Origin of the sequence: Serratia marcescens, assembly GCF_006715005.1 — a bacterium.
Classification (GTDB): Bacteria; Pseudomonadota; Gammaproteobacteria; order Enterobacterales; family Enterobacteriaceae; genus Serratia; species Serratia montpellierensis.
In genome coordinates this window covers 2,366,989-2,384,884 of the sequence record NZ_VFMJ01000001.1, presented here as the reverse complement: position 1 = coordinate 2,384,884, position 17,896 = coordinate 2,366,989, and the positions used below count along the sequence as shown (strand labels likewise).

Sequence of the window (17,896 nt, the reverse complement as noted above, 5' to 3'; positions counted from 1 at the left end):
AATCTATTTTGAGATATCGATCACCATTTTGTCTACGGCCTTAATACGGCGATAACACGGTAAATTCGCCGTATCAAAGGGATAACACCGACCGTAATGTTGTTTGAATGTAAAAAATATTTTTCATTAGCTGTCAACCAACAGACCTCTTCATTCTAACGATTAAAGGGTAACGAACATGAAGCTGAAGAAACTGATCGCCGCCTCGGTATTGATGTGCATGCTGCCGGCCAGCGTGTTGGCGAAAGACATCAAGATCGGCGTTTCCATGGCTTACTTCGATGACAACTTCCTCACCATTCTGCGCCAGTCGATGCAAAGCAAAATGAAGGCCGACGGCAACGTCAGCGGCCAGTTCGAAGACGCCAAGGGCGACATCGCGCAGCAAATTCAACAAATCGAAAACTTCGTCAGCCAGGGCGTCGACGCCATCATCCTCAACCCGGTGGATACCCAGGGCGTTAAGCCGATGATCAAGCTGGCCGAGAAGGCCAAGATCCCGCTGGTGTTCGTCAACCGCAAGCCGGAAGTGGCGCTGCCGGCAGGCATGGCCTACGTCGGCTCCGACTCCAAGCTGGCCGGCAAGCTGCAGATGGAGGCGCTGGCCAAGCTGATGAACGGCAAGGGCAACGTGATGATCCTGATGGGCGAGCTGTCGAGCGAAGCCACGCGCGACCGCACCCGCGGCGTGGAAGAGGTAGCGGCCAACTACCCCGGCATCAAAATAGTCGACAAGCAAACCGCCAAGTTCTTCCGCAAAGAGGCGGTGGACGTCACCACCGACTGGATTTTGTCCGGCCAGCAGATTGACGCTATCGCTTCCAACAACGACGAAATGGCCATCGGCGCTATTTTGGCGCTGAAGCAAGCCAAGAAATCCGGCGTGCTGGTGGCCGGCGTTGACGGCACGCCGGACGCGCTGGAGTTCATCAAGAAGGGCGATCTGGCGCTGAGCGTATTCCAGGACGCCAAAGGCCAGGGCGAGGGCGCGGTGCAGACCGCCGTTCAACTGGTGAAAGGCGAAAAAGTGGAGAGCAACGTGCTGATCCCTTACCAGCTGATCACCCAGGCCAATTACCAGCAATTCGCCGATAAAAACAAGAAATAAGCCTTGAAGCCCGCCGCGGGCGCCGGTGTGGGGCGAGCGCGGCGGAAAACGTGGGTCAGTGCGGAGGTAAGCGGTATGTACCCTTATGTTCTTGAGGCCGAAGGCATCAGCAAGCAGTTCCCCGGCGTCAAAGCGCTGGATAAGGTCTCGATTAAAATCAAACCCGGCAGCGTGCACGCGCTGATGGGGGAAAACGGCGCGGGCAAATCGACGCTGATGAAATGCCTGATCGGCATCTACCACCCGGACGAAGGCTCGATCAAAATCAAAGGTCGGCCGGTCACCTTCAGCGACACGCTGCAGGCGCTGCATTCGGGCATTTCCATGATCCACCAGGAGCTGAACCTGGTGCCTGACATGACGGTGGCGGAAAACATCTGGTTGGGGCGCGAGCCGGCGCGGCTGGGGTTCGTCAACCACGAGCAGCTGAATGAACAGACCCGCGAACTGCTGGCGCGGCTGAACATCAAACTGCAGCCGGATACACTGGTGGGCGAGCTGAGCATCGCCAACCAGCAGATGGTGGAGATCGCCAAGGCGGTGTCCTACAACGCCGACGTATTGATCATGGATGAACCGACCTCGGCGCTGACCGAAGGCGAAGTGGTGCACCTGTTCGCCATCATCCGCGAACTGCGCGAGCAGGGCAAAGGCATCATCTATATCAGCCACAAGATGGATGAGATCTTTGCCATCACCGACGAAGTGAGCATCTTCCGCGACGGCACCTTCATCGCCTGCGACAAAACCGAAAACCTGACCAAACAGTCGCTGATCACCATGATGGTGGGGCGCGAACTGACGCAGATGTTCCCCAAATTCAACAACAATATCGGCGAGGAAGTGCTGCGGGTGGCGGGGCTGCGCCGCAGCGGCTGGTTCCACGACGTGTCGTTCAGCGTCAAGCGCGGCGAGATCCTCGGCGTCGCTGGGTTGGTGGGCGCCGGGCGCAGCGAAGTGATGGAAAGCCTGTTCGGCATGCACCCGGCGGACGGCGGCGAGATCTTTATCGAAGGCCAGGCGGTGAAGGTGGATTCTCCGGCGAAGGCGATCGAGAGCGGCCTGGCGTTTCTCACCGAAGACCGCAAGAAATCCGGCCTGTTTCTGGTGCTGTCGGTGGTCGAGAACATGAGCATCGTCAACCTGTCGGAATACATTGGCAAGAACGGTTTCGTCAGCCACGTGCAGATGGCCAAAGACTGCATGGATCAGATTAAAAAGCTCAACATCAAAACGCCGACCATGGATCAGATCATCAATAACCTCAGCGGCGGCAACCAGCAGAAGGTGCTGATCGCGCGCTGGCTGCTGGCGCAGCCGAAAATCCTGATCCTCGACGAACCGACGCGCGGCATCGACGTGGGGGCGAAAGCGGAAATCTACCGCCTGATCAGCGAGCTGGCCAACCGCGGCGTCGCCATCATTCTGGTGTCTTCCGAGCTGCCGGAGATCCTCGGCATGAGCGACCGGGTGATGGTGATGCACGGCGGCCGCATCACCGGCATTTTGGACAAAGACGACGCGGACCAGGAGAAGATCCTGGCGCTGGCCTCAGAATAACGAAGGGTGAACATCATGAGTAACGTAAAGATTGAGAAGCCGCTCTCCGCCGATTCAACGGGCAAGGGAGGGCTGTTCTCCGGGCTGAGCGGCAAAATGCCGAAGGATACCGGCATCTTCATCGTGATGATCGGCATTGCGCTGATCTTCGAAATCCTCGGCTGGTACATGCGCGATCAGTCGTTCCTGCTGAACCCGAACCGCCTGCTGCTGATCGTGCTGCAGGTGGCGATCATCGGCATCATCGCGGTGGGCGTCACCCAGGTGATCATCACCACCGGTATCGATCTCTCCTCCGGCTCGCTGATTGCGCTGACCGCGGTGGTGGCGGCCAGCCTGGCGCAGACCTCGGACAGCATCTCGCCGATGTATCCGGGGCTGCTCGATCTGCCGGCGGCGATCCCGATCGGCGCCGGGATCGGGGTGGGCATCGTCTGCGGCTTTATCAACGGCTTCCTGATCACCCGCACCGGCATTCCGCCGTTCATCGCCACGCTGGGGATGATGGTATCGGCGCGCGGTCTGGCGCAGTACTACACCAAGGGCAACCCGGTCAGTTTCCTGTCGGACGGCTTCACGTCAATCGGCCAGGGCGCAATGCCGGTGATCATCTTCCTGGTGATTGCGGTGATCTTCCATATCGCACTCAAACACACCCGCTACGGCAAATACATCTACGCCATCGGCGGCAACATGACCTCGGCGCGGGTCTCCGGCATCAACGTCAATAAGTACCTGGTGACGGTTTACACCATCGCCGGCGGCCTGGCGGGGTTGGCGGGCGTGGTGCTGGCGGCGCGCGTCAGCAGCGGCCAGTCGAGCATGGGGATGTCGTACGAGCTGGACGCCATCGCCGCGGCGGTGATCGGCGGCAGCAGCTTGATGGGCGGCGTCGGGCGCATTACCGGCACGCTGATCGGCGCGGTGATCCTCGGCCTGATCAAAAGCGGCTTCACCTTTATCGGCGTCGACTCTTACATTCAGGACATCATCAAGGGCGTGATTATCGTCGCCGCCGTGTCGATCGACATGCGGCGCAACCGCAAAAAACACTGATTGCCGTGAATTGCCGCCGGTGCCAAGGTGGGCCGGCGGCATTTTTTTATCCGGGGGACACATCATGAACTACCTGAAAGGGCTGTGGCTGGCGGTGGCGCTGTGTGCGTCCACTCCGGCATGGGCGCAAACCATCGGCGTATCGATGGCCTATTTCGACCAGAACTTCCTCACCATTATCCGTCAGGCGATCGACAAGGAGGCCAAAGCGCGCGGCATTACCGTACAGTTCGAAGACGCGCGCGGCGACGTCGGCCGCCAGACCGATCAGGTGCAGAGCTTTATCAGCGCCGGGGTAGACGCGATTATCGTCGATCCGGTCAACTCGGCCAGCACCCCGGTGATGACCAAAATGGTGCAGGCCGCCGGCGTGCCGCTGGTGTACGTGAACCGCACGCCGGGCGACGCCAAACTGCCGCAGGGCGTGGTGTTCGTCGGCTCCGACGAGCGGGAGTCCGGCACGCTGCAGATGGAGGAACTGGCGCGGCTGGCCAACTATCAGGGCAACGTGGCGGTGATGATCGGCAATCTGACCGACGCCGGCGCGCTGCAGCGCACCAAAGACGTGGAGCAGGTGGTGGCCAGGTACCCGAAAATGAAGGTGGTGCAGAAGCAGAGCGCCAACTATTCACGCAGTGAAGGCATGGATCTGATGATGAACTGGCTGACCAACGGCGAAGCGATCGACATCGTCGCCGCCAACAACGACGAGATGGCGATCGGCGCGATCATGGCGCTGCAGCAGGCGGGCAAGGTGGACCAGAAAGTGCTGATCGGCGGCATCGACGCCACGCCGGACGGCCTCAAGGCGCTGGCTTGCGGCAAGATGCAGGTCACGGTGTTCCAGGACGCGGTTGGCCAGGGCAAGGCTTCGGTCGATGTGGCGCAGCGCATGATTAACGGTGAAAAACTCGAGCCGTATTACTGGATCCCGTTCGAGCTGGTGACGCCGGCCAATCAGGGGAAATACGCGGCCAGGCCGTGAGTTAACCGCCAGGTTCGCGTTGCCGGGGCGCTGCTTGCAGCGCCTTTTTCATGCGCCAATTGCATGTCCGCTTGCGGCCAGCGCGGCGCCGAATCTTGCCTCACACTGAGGATCTTTAAACCGCGTGAGGATGAGCGATGAACGCATTGAACGGCAAGGTGGCGGTGATCGGTGGCGCCAGTTCGGGGATTGGTAGAGCAGCGGCGCTGCTGTTCGCCCGGCAGGGAGCTGCGCTGGTGTTGGGCGCGCGGCGTGAGCCGCTGTTGGCGGCGCTGGTGGAGGACATTCGGCGCGAGGGCGGCCGGGCGCTCGCGGTGGCGGGCGACGTGCGTGACGAAGCCTTCGCCGAACGGCTGACGGCGGCGGCGGTCGATGAGTTCGGCGGGCTGGATATCGCTTTCAACAACGCCGGCACCTTGGGGCCGCTGGGGCCATCGCTGGCGCTCACCGCCTCAGCGTGGCGCGAGGTGTTGGAAACCAACCTGTCCAGCGCCTACTACGGCGCCAAATATCAAATCCCCGCCATGTTGGCGCGCGGCGCAGGCTCGGTGATATTCACCTCCACCTTCGTTGGCCACACCGCGGCGTTTCCCGGCACGGCGGCCTATGCGGCCGGCAAGTCGGGGCTGATCGGCCTGACGCAGGCGCTGGCGGTGGAGTTCGGCGGGCGCGGCATTCGGGTGAACGCGCTGCTGCCGGGCGGCACCGATACGGCGATGGGCCGACAGATGAGCAATACCCCGGAGGCGCTGGCGCAGGTGGCCGAACTGCACGCGCTGAAGCGGCTGGCGATGCCGGAGGAGATCGCGCAGGCGGCGCTGTATCTGGCGTCTGACGCTTCTTCATTTGTCACCGGCACCGCGATGTTGGTGGACGGCGGCGTATCCATCCAGCGCGGCTGAGGTTGGCATGGCCCGTGGCCGGGTGCCACGGGCCCTACGCGAGGCGTTACCAGCCTTTGACGGCGTCACCCTTGTAGATGTCGGCGGCGCTGGCCGCCACTTCGTCGGTCTGATAGGCCTTGACCAGATCCTTCACTTTCTCGCTGTCTTTATTGTCGATGCGGCTGGCGAAGATGTTGACGTACGGCGAGTTTTTGTCTTCGACAAACAGCCCGTCCTTGGCCGGCGACAGGCCAATCTGGCTGGAGTAGTTGGTGTTGATGACAGCCAGCGTCACTTTCTGATCGTCCAGCGCGCGCGGCAGCTGCGGCGCTTCAATTTCGACGATCTTCAGCTTTTTCGGGTTGCCGACGATGTCGAGCGCGGTCGGCAGCAGGCCGACGCCGTCTTTCAGGGTAATCAGCCCCTGTTTTTGCAACAGCAGCAGTGAGCGCCCCAGGTTGGTCGGATCGTTCGGCACCGCCACCTGCGCGCCGTCCGGCAGTTGGCTGAGCGCGGTGATCTTCTTCGAATAGCCGGCGATCGGGTAGACGAAGGTGTTGCCCACCGCCGCCAGCTTGTAGCCGCGCTCCTGCATCTGCTTGTCCAGATACGGCTTGTGTTGGAAGGCGTTGACGTCCAGATCGCCGTTATTCAGCGCTTCGTTCGGCAACACGTAGTCGTTGAAGGTCACCACCTCCACGTCCAGATCGTATTTCTGCTTGGCCACTTTCTGCACCACCGCCCACAGCGACTGATCGATGCCGGCGCTGATGCCGACCTTGATGTGGTGATCGTCCTGTGCCGTCGGGCCGCAGGCGGTCAGCAGCAGCGTGCCGGCGGCGGCCAGCGCCAGGGTGAGGTTTTTCAGCGTAAATGTCATTTTACCAGGGTCCTTGTCAACATTGCCTGCTAATTTTGGCGGGCAGAATAGTGGCAGTGACTGTAGGTAATCGCTGGGCTAAAACAAAATACTGATTCACTATGACTCATAGCGATTAGCTATGAGCGGCCGCCGCCTGGCGCGGTGCGGATTGTTTTGACGGCGAATCGGCGGGCTTATTATGATAGCCGTTGGCCTGCGAGGGCAGACTGGGTACTGAAACGAAGGAAAAGACAATGCGATTGAACACTTGGAGCAAGGCGCTGTTGCCGCTGGTGGTGTTGGCCTGCGTCTCGGCGACTCAGGTTCGGGCGGCGGAGAGCGATACCGGGCCGATCCCCAAACAGCTGCTGGGCAACTGGCGCGTCAGTAAAATTGTGCCGACCCAGACCACCGGCTGCTGGGATCAACAGCAGGCGCAGAGCCTGATCGGCGGCAAAATCAGCTACAAAGCGGATGCATTCAGCTGGAACGGCACGGCGCTGAAAAGCGAAGGGGCCACCGTTAGCACCGTAGAAGCGCAGGAGTTTGTCGAAGACAATTCCGGCAGCAGCTCCTACATCGATTTCCCGATGCTGGGCATCAGCACGCCGTCGGTCGAACGCGTGGCCATTCAGCATGCGGATACCACCATCAAAGGCATTACCGATCAGGGCACCGATGGGGTGCCCGGCGATAACGTGCTGGTGAAAGACGCCAACACGCTGATCCTGTCGCTGTGCAACGTCTGGTTTGAGGCGCAGCGCGAGAAGTAATTTTTGCCTTCAGCCCCGGCAACGGGGCTTTCCCACCGCGTCGCCACCCGTCATACGCGCCATTTCTGAACTAAAATTAACCATAACGATATGACCCTGACGTGATATCGGAGCCTCGGCTCTACCGAGTCCATGACAGGAGGCGCTATGTGTTACCACCATATTGTCATCGCCACCGATCTGAGCGATGACGGCAAACGGCTGGTCGAAAAGGGGGCGCGGCTGGCGGAGGCGCTGCAGGCCAAACTCTCGCTGATCTATGTGGACGTCCACTACGACACCTACCATGCGGCGATCGGCTTTTCGGAGCGCAGCGATAACGGCGTGCCGTTCGAAGAGAAGATCCGCAAAGAGCTGGAACCCACTACGCAAAACGTCAATTACCCGATCGCGGAAGTGATCATCGGGCGCGGCGGCTTCGTTGACGAACTGCGCACGGCAGTCGTGGATAAGAACATCGATCTGCTGGTGTTCGGCCATCACCACGATCTGTGGAGCAACCTGTTTTCTTCCACCCGCAATGCCATCAACCAGCTGAATATCGACGTGCTGGTGATCCCGATCCGCTCATAAACGCGGGCCACCGCCGGGCAAACGATGGCGGTGGCCGCTGCGGCTTATTGCGTGAAGAAGTCGTTATACAGCATGTACAGGTGCGCCGCGCTCCAGGAGAAGTTCGGCGCGCCTTGCTGCTTGCCGGTGAGCGGGTTGTAGTTCTCGCGGATCGGCCCGTCGGCGACCAGACCGTCGGCGTGGCGGAAGAAGGCCTGCGCCATCGCCACCGCGTCGTCGCGATAGCCGTAGCGCTCCATGCCCTTGAGACCGAAATACACCTGATCGACCCACACGCGGCCGCGCCAATAGATATCCGCGCCGAACGCCGGATTGGTCAGCGCCGCGGTGCCGAGCGGCACGTAGGTATTGAACTCGCGCGGATCCTTCATCACCTTGACCACCGCATCGGCGTGCGGCTGGCTGGCGGCGCCGTTGAACAGCGGCGACCAGCCCTCCGGCCCTTTGCCGCGTTCGACGATCGGTTTGCCGGCGCAGCCGTTGGCCAACGGCCGGCTTTCGATGCGGATGTCATAGAAGAAACCGCTCTGCTTGTCGAACATGCAGGTGTTGATGTAGGTCGCCAGCCGGTCGGCTTTGGTGCGGAAGGCAGCGGCCTCGGCACCGCGGCCCAGAATATCGGCCATCTCCGCCAGGTAGCGGTTGTCGCTGTACATGTAGCTGGCCTGATCCACCGATTCCTGCAGCAGTGAGTAACCGAGCAGCGTGCCGTCCGGCGCGCGGTTTTCGGCGAATTTTACCTGCCAGTCTTCGCGTTTACCGCCTTGTGCCACGTAGCGCGCCAATTGATCCGGATCGATAAAGCCGAATACCGCCGCGTCGTCGCGGCCCGACTCCCAGGAGGCGGCGGTCTGCGCCGGGATCTCGATGCTGTCGTACCGCCCCTCGCGCACGATGCGATCGTAATTGTCGAGGCCGGCCAGCGTTTGCTCGCGCTGCCCACGCTTGACGGTGAACAACATGCGCCCGTCGGGGGTATTGTGCGCTTTGTCGCGAGTGGCGCCGTACTCCGGCACGCCGTTGCCGTTGTGGTCACGGTTGCGCAGCCACCAGTCATGGTAGGCCACCAGCTTCGGGTACATCTCCGCCAGCCAGCCCTTATCGCCGGTGACGCGATACACCTCCATCACTGCCCAGGCCGCCAGGCTCGGTTTGGTGTTGCGTTCGTTCCAGTTGCCGCCGTCGCCGCGGCGCTCCGGGCTGGGGTTGTAGGCGATAAGGTCGGGCAGAAAACCGGTATCCCACGGGCGCAGGGCGTCGCCCGGCCGGATCTGGTAGGCGAACACCGCGCGAATGTTGTCCTTGGCCACGTCCGGGTTGAAGTGCACCATGGCGTAGGCCTGCTTCCAGGTGTCCCACGGCCAGGTCTGGTTGCCGGAGAACCAGCGTCCGGTGACCGACGGGGTGACCGAGTCGAACTTCATCGCCCCGGCTGCGCCGCGCCAGTTGCCGTTCAGCGTTTCTATCGCTTTGACCGCCACGCGGGTTTGTTCCGCCGTGGCGTGCGGGTTGCTGAGCCCAGTGGCGAGATAGCGTTCCCAGCGCTGCGCCGACGCGGCCATATAGCGCTGCGGGTGAGCGAGGATGTCGGCGATAGTGCGCTGTTCGCGCTGCGTTTCTTCGGCGGTGAGCAGGTGCGAGTAGGTGGTATACAGCGTGGTGGCGCCAGCAATGCGCGCCGTGGCGCGGAAGCGGTGGCCGTCGACCGTGGTGCGCTGCGGCAGCGATTTGTGGATCTGATACTCGGACTGCCCGGAGGTCATCAGCTGCGACTGCGCGCGCACCTTGCCGAAGGTGACGCGCAGGCCGTCCGCCGTCGGCACAATGCGGCGCGTGTAGTTCGGGAATGCCTGCTCGAGGGTCGCCGGCGGCAGCGGTTTTTGCTCTTTGGCGGCGTAGCGCTCCAGCAATTCGCCGTCCCACACCAGCTCCAGCGGCGCGTCGGTCAGGATCTGGGTTTCCAGCAGCGAGGTGCGCGCGGCAGCGAAGCGCAGCGTCAGGTTGACGGTCACGCCCGGCGCGCTGAGCCGCTGCACCAGGGCGCCGGGCAGGCTGTAGGCCGTCATGGTGAAATGCACCGGTTTACCGTTTCGATAGACGGTGAGCCGATCGAAATTGTTGGCCATAAAGTTGATGTACTCTTCGGTCAGCAGCGCCGGGCCGGGGAAGCCGCCCATGCCTTCCGGCCCGCTCGGCAACAGGTGGCCGTGCCAGGCGCCGAGATCGAAGAACGGATTGAAGCGCTGGTGATCGTCGAAGTCGTAGTCGAGCATAAAGTGCGGCGCGCCGCGGCGGTCGATCACGTTTGGGTAGCGCTCGGCGAGCGGGGCGTCGGGCGTTTTCGGCGCGCAGCCCGCCAGCATCAGCACGAGGGCAGTGGCCAGCGGGGTCAGGGGGGTCATGTTCATCGTAGGAGCCTCAACGGTTACCAATAGAAATATTGCATCAGAAACACCGAGTTGCTGGCGCCGGTGCTGTCATTGCGCATAAAGAATTTGCTGTCCAGCGCGGTGGCCAGTTTGCCGCCGGCGTATTCGTACCAGACCCCGAATTGGGCGTAGGAGGTGGCGGTATCCGCCGCGCGATCAAACCGGTGGCGGGCGTAGCTGTAGGCGGTGGAGAGATACAGCCCTTTGGCGGTTTCCGTCATCGCGCTGAGCATCAGGCCCGACTCGTTGCCGGGGTGGCCGCCGCTGTCGCCTTTGCCGGTGTGGTGCCAGACGCGGCCGGCCAGGTGTTTGCCGCGCAGCCCCAGCAAAAACAGCTGCCCCAGGCCGTCGGTCACTTCCAGGCCGTTCAGCAGCGTCAGACTGTCCTGCAGATCGTATTGGGTGTAGCCGTTGACCATCGCCCGGTAGGTATATTTGTCGGAATAGCGGTCGTATTTGCCGAAGTGCAGCAGCGCCTTGCTCTCGTCGATGCGGCTTTCCGGCGCCGCCGTCACACTGTAGCGAAAGCGTCCGGTCAGGTTTTGCAGCTTGGCGGCGTAGCTGAGATCGCGGGTGTTGGGGATCACGTAGCCGTACTCCGGCGTGAAGTCGCCCCACCATTGCAGATCGTCGAGCGACGAGTCGTTGCGTACGCTAAGCATCATCTCGGTGCCGTCGTCAGTGCGGTAACCGCCGTAAAAGCGGTTTAACCCACCCTCGAAGCCACCCCAGCCGTGGCCTGGCGTCCAGGCATGGCCCTGGCTGTCCGCCTGCACGGTCCAGCCTTCACCGTAAATCAGGCCGAACCAGTGGCCCCGTTTGATCTCCAGGCCGCCTTCGATATAGGTGCCGTCGCTGTATTGATACTGATGTTCGCCGTTCAAATAGACGCTGCCGCCGATGCCGAGCTCGCCGTAAAAGCGCAGGGCGGTCGCGGCGGTTTCGGACAACGGCGGCGGCGGCAGCTGATTGCGCTCCGCCGGGGTGACAGGTTCTTGCTCCGCCCAGACGGGCGCGCTAACGAGCAGCAACCAGGGCAACAGGGCGTGATGATTTAGTGATTTCATGGGGCATAGGCCTGGTGTTGGATGGAACGGAACGTCAGCCGAGCGGCGGCTCACGCGAGGTCGCTCCCGGATCCCTGGGAGAAGAGAAAACGTCCGCCCGTAGAGAGCGGTAAACGGCAGGTATATTAGTAAAATATTTAGTAAAAAATACGCTTTAATCAGTAAAGCGTTAACTTGATCACAGCGGACGAAATGGGTATCTTTCGCTGCAGGCGCCCGGCAACGGCTGGCATGAGCGTGCTCTGGCCCGATTTGGGAAGGAGAGGGCGCGGGCGGCGCTGTACGCCGCGGCGCTATCCGATTAAGCTACCGTTTTTCGTCTGTGCATTGGGACTCTATGGCCACACTGAAGGAAATTGCTGAAGCCGCTAATGTGTCCGTCGCCACCGTTTCGCGCGTGTTGAATGACGACCCCACCCTGAGCGTGAAGGCGCAAACCCGCCAGAAGATCCTGGAAGCGGCGGAGCGCCTCGAATACAAGATTGCGCCTTCCAAACGGCAAAGCGGGCAACGCCTGCAATTCGCCGCGCTGTTCACCTATACGCAGGGCGTGGAGATCAATGATCCCTATTACCTGGCGATGCGTTACGGCATCGAAACGCAGTGCGAAAAGCTGGGCGTGGCGCTGAGCGCCGGTTACGACTTCAACGGCGACAAGGCGCTACCGTCGGCCGATGGCCTGCTGGTGATCGGCCGGCCGCAGCCCGCGCTGTATGAGCAGCTCAGGCAGCAGGAAACGCCGGTGGTATTCATCGACGGCGTGGTGGACGACGAGCGTTTCGACTGCGTCAATGTCGACCTGTACAAGATCAGCCGCAAGGTGATCGACTACTTCATCGGCCGCGGCTATCAGCGCATCGGCTTTATCGGCGGGCGCGACGATCCGGCCGGTATCGACCAGCGCGAGCAGGCGTTCGTCGAGTATGGGCGGCAGCAAAATGTGGTACGGGCGCAGGATATTTACCACGGCGATTTCAGCAGCCAGTCGGGCTACCAGTGTGCGAAAGCGATGTTGCAGAGCAAGGCTGGCTATCCGCCGGCGCTGCTGGTGGCGACCGATTCGATCGCGATCGGCGTGCTGCGCGCGCTGCATGAACACGGCATTCAGGTGCCGGGGCAGATCGCGCTGATCAGCGTCAATGATATTCCCACCGCCCGCTTTATTTTCCCCGCCTTGTCCACGGTGCGCATCCCCTCGGAAACCATGGGCGCACAGGCCGTCAACCTGCTGGCGGAGCGGCTGCGCGATGAGCGCACCGTCCCGCTGTCGATCTTTGTTCCCAGCTCGCTGCAGCTGCGCGACACCACCGTCGCCTGATTGGCCCCCGCCTTGGCGGGGGCGTTGGCGCTCAAAATTAACGTCATGATAAAAAAAGGCATTTGAGATTTATTGTGATCCTGTCGTCATTTGGTAAATATCAACTGTAATTTTTACTAAATATTTACTATCGTTTCCGCATTGCACAGGTGTCGGGAGACGTGACGTGAATAATTGGGAAAACATTGAAAAACAGTCTGAGCACCGGTTGCCGCCGCGCGCGAGCTTCTTCAGCTATGCGGACGCCGGGCAGGCGCTTAGCTTCGATCGCAACGCCAGCCGACGCTTCCAGCTGCTGAGTGGCCGCTGGCGCTTTCGCTTCTTCGAGCACCCGGCGCAGGTGCCGGCGGCGTTTTACCGTGAGCCGATGAGCGACTGGGGCGATATGGCGGTGCCGGGCATGTGGCAGTTGGAAGGGCATGGCCACCTGCAGTACACCGACGAGGGCTTCCCGTTCCCGATCGACGTGCCTTACGTGCCGACCAATAACCCCACCGGTGCCTATCAGCGCCACTTTACGCTCGACGCCGGCTGGCAAGATCAGCAAGTGCTGATCAAATTCGACGGCGTGGAAACCTACTTCGAGGTGTACGTCAACGGCAACTATATCGGCTTCAGCAAGGGCAGCCGGCTGTGCGCCGAGTTCGATATCAGCCCCTATGTGCGGCAGGGCGAGAACCTGCTGTCGGTGCGGGTGATGCAATGGGCCGACTCCACCTATATCGAAGATCAGGACATGTGGTGGATGGCCGGCATCTTCCGCGACGTCTATCTGATTGGCCAGAGCGCCACCCACATTCACGACCTGACGCTGGTCACCACCTTCGATGAACGCTACTGCGATGCGCTGTTGGCGATCGACGCCGAACTGCATCATCTCGGATCGCAGGTCGCCGAGGGCTGCCGCCTGCAGGCGCAGCTGTTCGACGGCGATCGCTGCGTGGCGGAGCAGTGGCGCGACGATCTGCGCATCGAGCAGGCGTTGAACTGCCGTTTCGAGCTGCCGGTCAGCCGCCCGCAGCAGTGGAATGCGGAGAATCCCTATTTGTATCAACTGCTACTCAGCCTGTATGACGGCGTCGGCAACCTGCTGGGCGTGGTGCCGCAGCGGGTGGGCTTCCGTGAGATCGCGGTGCGCGACGGGCTGATGTACGTCAACGGCCGCTACTTCAAACTGCACGGCGTCAACCGCCACGATCACGATCACCTTAAAGGGCGCGCCGTCGATATGGCGCGAGTGGAGCGCGATATCGTGCTGATGAAGCAGCACAACATCAACTCGGTGCGCACCGCCCATTACCCCAACGATCCGCGCTTTTACGAGCTGTGCGATCTCTATGGCCTGTTCGTGATGGCGGAGACCGATCTGGAGAGCCACGGCTTCGCCAACGTCGGCGATCTCAGCCGCATCACCGACGATCCGCGTTGGGAACATGCCTACGTCGAGCGCATCGAGCGCCACGTGGCGGCGCAGAAAAACCACCCGTCGATCATCATCTGGTCATTGGGCAACGAGTCCGGCTACGGCTGCAATATTCGCGCCATGGCCCGGCGCTGCAAGGCGCTCGATCCGACCCGTCTGGTCCACTATGAAGAAGATCGCGACGCCGAAGTGACCGATGTGATCAGCACCATGTATTCCCGCGTGGCGATGATGAACGCCTTCGGCGAATACCCGCACCCCAAACCACGCATCCTGTGCGAATACGCCCATGCCATGGGCAATGGCCCCGGCGGGTTGTTCGAATACCAGTCGGTGTTCAACCGCCACGCCAGTTTGCAGGGGCACTACATCTGGGAGTGGTGCGATCATGGCCTGCTGAGCCACGACGAGCAGGGGCGCGAGCGCTACCAGTACGGCGGCGATTACGGCGACTACCCGAACAACTACAACTTCTGCATGGACGGCCTGCTCTACCCGGATCAGCGCCCCGGCCCCGGCCTGCGTGAATACCAGCAGGTGCTGTGCCCGGTGGAGGTGACGGCGGAAGAGGGCGCAGGCGACGTGCTGCGGGTGAAAAACCGCTATTGGTTCAGCTCGCTGGCGGACATCACGCTGAAGGTCAGCGTCAAGACCGACGGCCGCCAGGTGGCAAGTTACGAATTCAAGTTGCCGCATCTGCAGCCGGGCGAGAGTGAAGACATGCACCTGCCGGTATTGGCGCTGGGGCAAGGGGAAACGCTGATCGACGTGGCGGTGCATAAGGACAGCGCCACCCGTTACAGCGAGAGCGGCCAGCGGCTGGGGCATTATCAGCATCTGCGCCAGACGGCGACGCGGCTGCCGGCTCCACCGCTGGCCGATGCGCCGGCGCTGCAATGCCGCGAGGAGAATCATCAGCTGATCGTCAGCGGCGCCCGGTTCCAGCTGGCGTTCTCGCTGCTGAGCGGCGAACTGCTGTCGTGGCGGGTAGACGATGAAGAAATGGTGGGGCGCGCGCCGCGCATCACCTTCTTCAAACCGGTGATCGATAACCATAAACAGGAATATGAGGGGATTTGGCTGCCGCAACATTTCCCCATCATGCAGCAGCACTTCCGCCGTCTCAGCCGGCAATGGCAGGGCGAAGATCTGCTGCTCGAGGTGCACAGCCTGATTGCGCCGCCGGTGTTCGACTTCGGCATGCGCTGCACCTACCGCTGGCGCATCTCCCCGCAGGGCCACGTCAGCCTGGATCTGTCCGGTGAGCCTTACGGCGATTTCCGGCAGATTATCCCGAAAATCGGTCTCGATTTCGGCATCAGCCGCCGCTTCGAGCAGGTGGAATACTACGGCCGCGGACCGGGCGAGAACTACCGCGACAGCTGCCGGGCCAACCTTATCGGCCACTACCGGCAGCGCGCCGACGCGCTGTTCGAACACTATCCGTTCCCGCAGGACAACGGCAACCGGCAGGATGTGCGCTGGCTGAGCCTGCTGGACGCGGCGGGCAAGGGGATCTTCATCCAGCCGCGGCGGCCGATCAATTTCAGCCTGTGGCCTTACAGCGCCGAGAGGCTGCACCAGGCCCAACACATCAACGAGCTGGAACCGAGCGACTGCCTGACGCTGAACCTGGACGACCAGATCCTCGGCCTTGGCTCCAACTCCTGGGGCTCCGAAGTGCTGGATACCCACCGGGTTTATCTGGCGCCGTTCAGCTACGGCTTCACGCTGGTGCCGTTCGACGGTCGGCAAACGCAGGGCGCCATGCTCGCCGGTTATGACTTCACGCCCGCTCATCACCACCCGCAGTCTGCGGAGGAAAACGCATGATCATTCTCGAATCCCTGGCGGAATTTCAGCGCATTTATCACAGCGGCAAGAAGTGGCTGCGCTGCATGGAGGCGATCGCCAATGTCGATCGCATCAGTCCGAACGTATGCCATTCGATCGGCGACTCGCTGACGTATCGGCTCAACGTCGGCGCCGGCCGGCAGCACGGCTGGCTGGAGGGCAACCGCCGTTACTTCGACGTGCACTATTACCTCGACGGGGAAGAGACCGTCGAGATTGCCGACAAACGGGCTCTGGTGACGGTGGCGCCCTATCAGGACGAAACCGACCGCGAGTTTTTCAGCGGCGAAGGCGAGCGGCGCCGGGTCGGTAAAGGCAACGTGGTGATTTTCGAAAACCACCAGGCTCACCGCTTCACAGAAAGCGGCAAGATAAAAAAAGTCATTTTAAAAGTGACGGTGGAAGACAGCTATTTCGTCAATAAATAGCGCGCCCGCCGAACAATAACAACAAACCGAAGTCCCCTACACCATTCGGAGAATCTCTATGGCTGCGTCGAACAGAAACACCATCGGCAAGTTTGGCCTGCTGTCGATGACGTTTGCGGCAGTGTTCAGTTTCAACAACGTGATTAACAACAATATTCAGCTCGGGGTCGCTTCGTCGCCGGTATTCCTGGTGGCGACGATCATTTACTTCATTCCCTTTTGCCTGATCATCGCCGAATTCGTCTCGCTCAACCGCAATTCCGAGGCCGGCGTCTATGCCTGGGTGAAAAGCGCGCTCGGCGGGCGCTGGGCGTTTATCACCGCCTACACCTATTGGTTCGTGAACCTGTTCTTTTTCACCGCGCTGCTGCCGCGCGTCATCGCCTACGCCTCTTACGCGTTTTTAGGCTATGACTACGTGTTTACGCCGCTGACCACGGCGATCATCAGCATCTTCCTGTTCGCCTTCTCGACCTACATCTCCAACAGCGGCGCAAAACTGCTGGGGCCGATGACCTCGGTGACCTCGTCGCTGATGCTGCTGCTGACGTTTTCCTACATCATCTTGGCGGGCGCGGCGGTGCTGGGCGGCATTGAGCCGGCCGATCCGATCAACGTGCAGGCGATGACCCCGAACTTCAACTGGGCGTTCCTCGGCATTACCGCCTGGATCTTCCAGGCGGCGGGTGGGGCGGAGTCCGTGGCGGTGTACGTGAACGATGTGAAAGGCGGCAGCCGCGCCTTCGTGAAGGTGATCATCGTTTCCGGGCTGTTCATCGGCGTGCTGTATTCGGTGTCTTCGCTGCTGATCAACGTATTCGTCCATCGCACCGACCTGCACTTTACCGGCGGTACGGTACAGGTGTTCGAAGGCCTGTCGGCGCACTTCGGCCTGCCGACGGTGCTGATGAACCGCTTTGTCGGCATTGTTTCCTTCACCGCCATGTTCGGCTCGCTGTTGATGTGGACGGCGGCGCCGGTGAAGATTTTCTTCACCGAAATCCCGAAGGGCATTTTCGGCGAGAAAACCATTCGCCTGAACCGGCACGGCGTGCCGACGCGCGCGGCCTGGATCCAGTTCTTCATCGTTATCCCGCTGATGCTGATCCCGACGTTGGGTTCCAGCAGCGTGCAGGATTTGATGAACACGCTGATCAACATGACCGCCGCCGCCTCGATGTTGCCGCCGCTGTTCATCATGCTGGCCTACCTGAATCTGCGGCTGAAGTACGACCGGGTAGCGCGCGATTTCAAAATGGGCTCGCGCCTGCAGGGCATCGCCATCGTCAGCGTGCTGATCGCCATCTTCACCGTCGGTTTCTTCGCCTCGACGTTCCCGACCGGCGCCAGCATCATGACCATCGTGTTCTATAACGTCGGCGGGTTGGTGGTGTTTCTGGGCTACGCCTGGTGGAAGTACAATCGCTACTCGAAGACCCTGAACGCCGAGGCGCGCTACCACGAAGACATGCCGCTGGCGCGCCTCGCGCTGGAAGCGCAGGAAGGGGCGCCGGCCGGGCAACCCGCGCTGACCACGCCCGCTTGCAATAAGCCGCTGTAATCTCTCCTCTATCGG

At 61.4% G+C, this 17,896-nt stretch carries 14 protein-coding genes; 11 read left to right on the top strand and 3 right to left on the bottom strand.

The annotated features are described in order from the left end of the window. The first annotated feature begins 178 nt into the window (after nucleotides 1-178). The 5 genes from FHU12_RS11380 to FHU12_RS11360 all read left to right on the top strand — a co-directional run bounded on the left by FHU12_RS11380 (nucleotide 179) and on the right by FHU12_RS11360 (nucleotide 5,611). The gene (locus tag FHU12_RS11380; protein WP_141969395.1) at nucleotides 179-1,108 is read left to right on the top strand and encodes a sugar ABC transporter substrate-binding protein; all 930 of its coding nucleotides are present in this window, start codon (nucleotides 179-181) and stop codon (nucleotides 1,106-1,108) included. 75 nt (nucleotides 1,109-1,183) lie between these two features. After that, a complete protein-coding gene (locus tag FHU12_RS11375; protein WP_025302466.1) occupies nucleotides 1,184-2,668 on the top strand; it encodes a sugar ABC transporter ATP-binding protein in 1,485 nt (494 codons plus the stop codon). A gap of 15 nt (nucleotides 2,669-2,683) precedes the next feature. After that, entirely contained in the window at nucleotides 2,684-3,724 is a 1,041-nt protein-coding gene (locus FHU12_RS11370; protein WP_049204184.1) for an ABC transporter permease, read from the top strand. A 64-nt stretch (nucleotides 3,725-3,788) separates the two neighbouring features. Continuing rightward, a complete protein-coding gene (locus FHU12_RS11365; RefSeq protein WP_141969393.1) occupies nucleotides 3,789-4,709 on the top strand; it encodes a sugar ABC transporter substrate-binding protein in 921 nt (306 codons plus the stop codon). 137 nt (nucleotides 4,710-4,846) lie between these two features. Further along, on the top strand, nucleotides 4,847-5,611 hold the full coding sequence (locus FHU12_RS11360) for an SDR family oxidoreductase (RefSeq protein WP_141969390.1): 765 nt from the start codon (nucleotides 4,847-4,849) through the stop codon (nucleotides 5,609-5,611). A gap of 46 nt (nucleotides 5,612-5,657) precedes the next feature. Here FHU12_RS11360 and metQ read toward each other — a convergent pair whose 3' ends face one another. Beyond that, complete coding sequence (gene metQ / locus FHU12_RS11355) at nucleotides 5,658-6,473, bottom strand: methionine ABC transporter substrate-binding lipoprotein MetQ (RefSeq protein ID WP_141969388.1); 816 nt, start codon at nucleotides 6,471-6,473, stop codon at nucleotides 5,658-5,660. Between the two features lie 236 nt (nucleotides 6,474-6,709). On the opposite strand from metQ, the gene FHU12_RS11350 reads away from it, so the two are divergent. Both FHU12_RS11350 and FHU12_RS11345 read left to right on the top strand, forming a co-directional pair. After that, on the top strand, nucleotides 6,710-7,228 hold the full coding sequence (locus FHU12_RS11350; protein WP_089180784.1) for a hypothetical protein: 519 nt from the start codon (nucleotides 6,710-6,712) through the stop codon (nucleotides 7,226-7,228). Between the two features lie 147 nt (nucleotides 7,229-7,375). Further along, nucleotides 7,376-7,801, top strand: a complete 426-nt coding sequence (locus tag FHU12_RS11345) for a universal stress protein (protein WP_025302472.1) — start codon at nucleotides 7,376-7,378, stop codon at nucleotides 7,799-7,801. A gap of 44 nt (nucleotides 7,802-7,845) precedes the next feature. On the opposite strand, the gene ygjK is transcribed toward FHU12_RS11345, so the two are convergent. Together ygjK and ygjJ are read right to left on the bottom strand one after the other, a co-directional pair. Then, nucleotides 7,846-10,209 (bottom strand): alpha-glucosidase, encoded by a 2,364-nt coding sequence (ygjK, locus tag FHU12_RS11340; RefSeq protein WP_141969386.1) that lies wholly within the window; start codon nucleotides 10,207-10,209, stop codon nucleotides 7,846-7,848. Nucleotides 10,210-10,226: 17 nt separating this feature from the next. Beyond that, nucleotides 10,227-11,297, bottom strand: coding sequence for a protein YgjJ (ygjJ, locus tag FHU12_RS11335; RefSeq protein WP_141969384.1), 1,071 nt, complete (start codon nucleotides 11,295-11,297; stop codon nucleotides 10,227-10,229). A 337-nt stretch (nucleotides 11,298-11,634) separates the two neighbouring features. Here ygjJ and ebgR point away from each other — a divergent pair, with 337 nt between their 5' ends. The 4 genes from ebgR (at nucleotide 11,635) to FHU12_RS11315 (ending at nucleotide 17,881) form a co-directional block, all read left to right on the top strand. Next, entirely contained in the window at nucleotides 11,635-12,615 is a 981-nt protein-coding gene (ebgR, locus tag FHU12_RS11330; RefSeq protein ID WP_141969382.1) for a transcriptional regulator EbgR, read from the top strand. 166 nt (nucleotides 12,616-12,781) lie between these two features. After that, a complete protein-coding gene (gene ebgA, locus FHU12_RS11325; protein ID WP_141969380.1) occupies nucleotides 12,782-15,871 on the top strand; it encodes a beta-galactosidase subunit alpha in 3,090 nt (1,029 codons plus the stop codon). Next, on the top strand, nucleotides 15,868-16,320 hold the full coding sequence (locus FHU12_RS11320) for a beta-galactosidase subunit beta (protein WP_141969379.1): 453 nt from the start codon (nucleotides 15,868-15,870) through the stop codon (nucleotides 16,318-16,320). Before ebgA ends, FHU12_RS11320 begins: the two co-directional genes overlap by 4 nt. 58 nt (nucleotides 16,321-16,378) lie before the next feature. After that, on the top strand, nucleotides 16,379-17,881 hold the full coding sequence (locus tag FHU12_RS11315; protein WP_141969377.1) for an amino acid permease: 1,503 nt from the start codon (nucleotides 16,379-16,381) through the stop codon (nucleotides 17,879-17,881). Nucleotides 17,882-17,896: the final 15 nt, after the last annotated feature.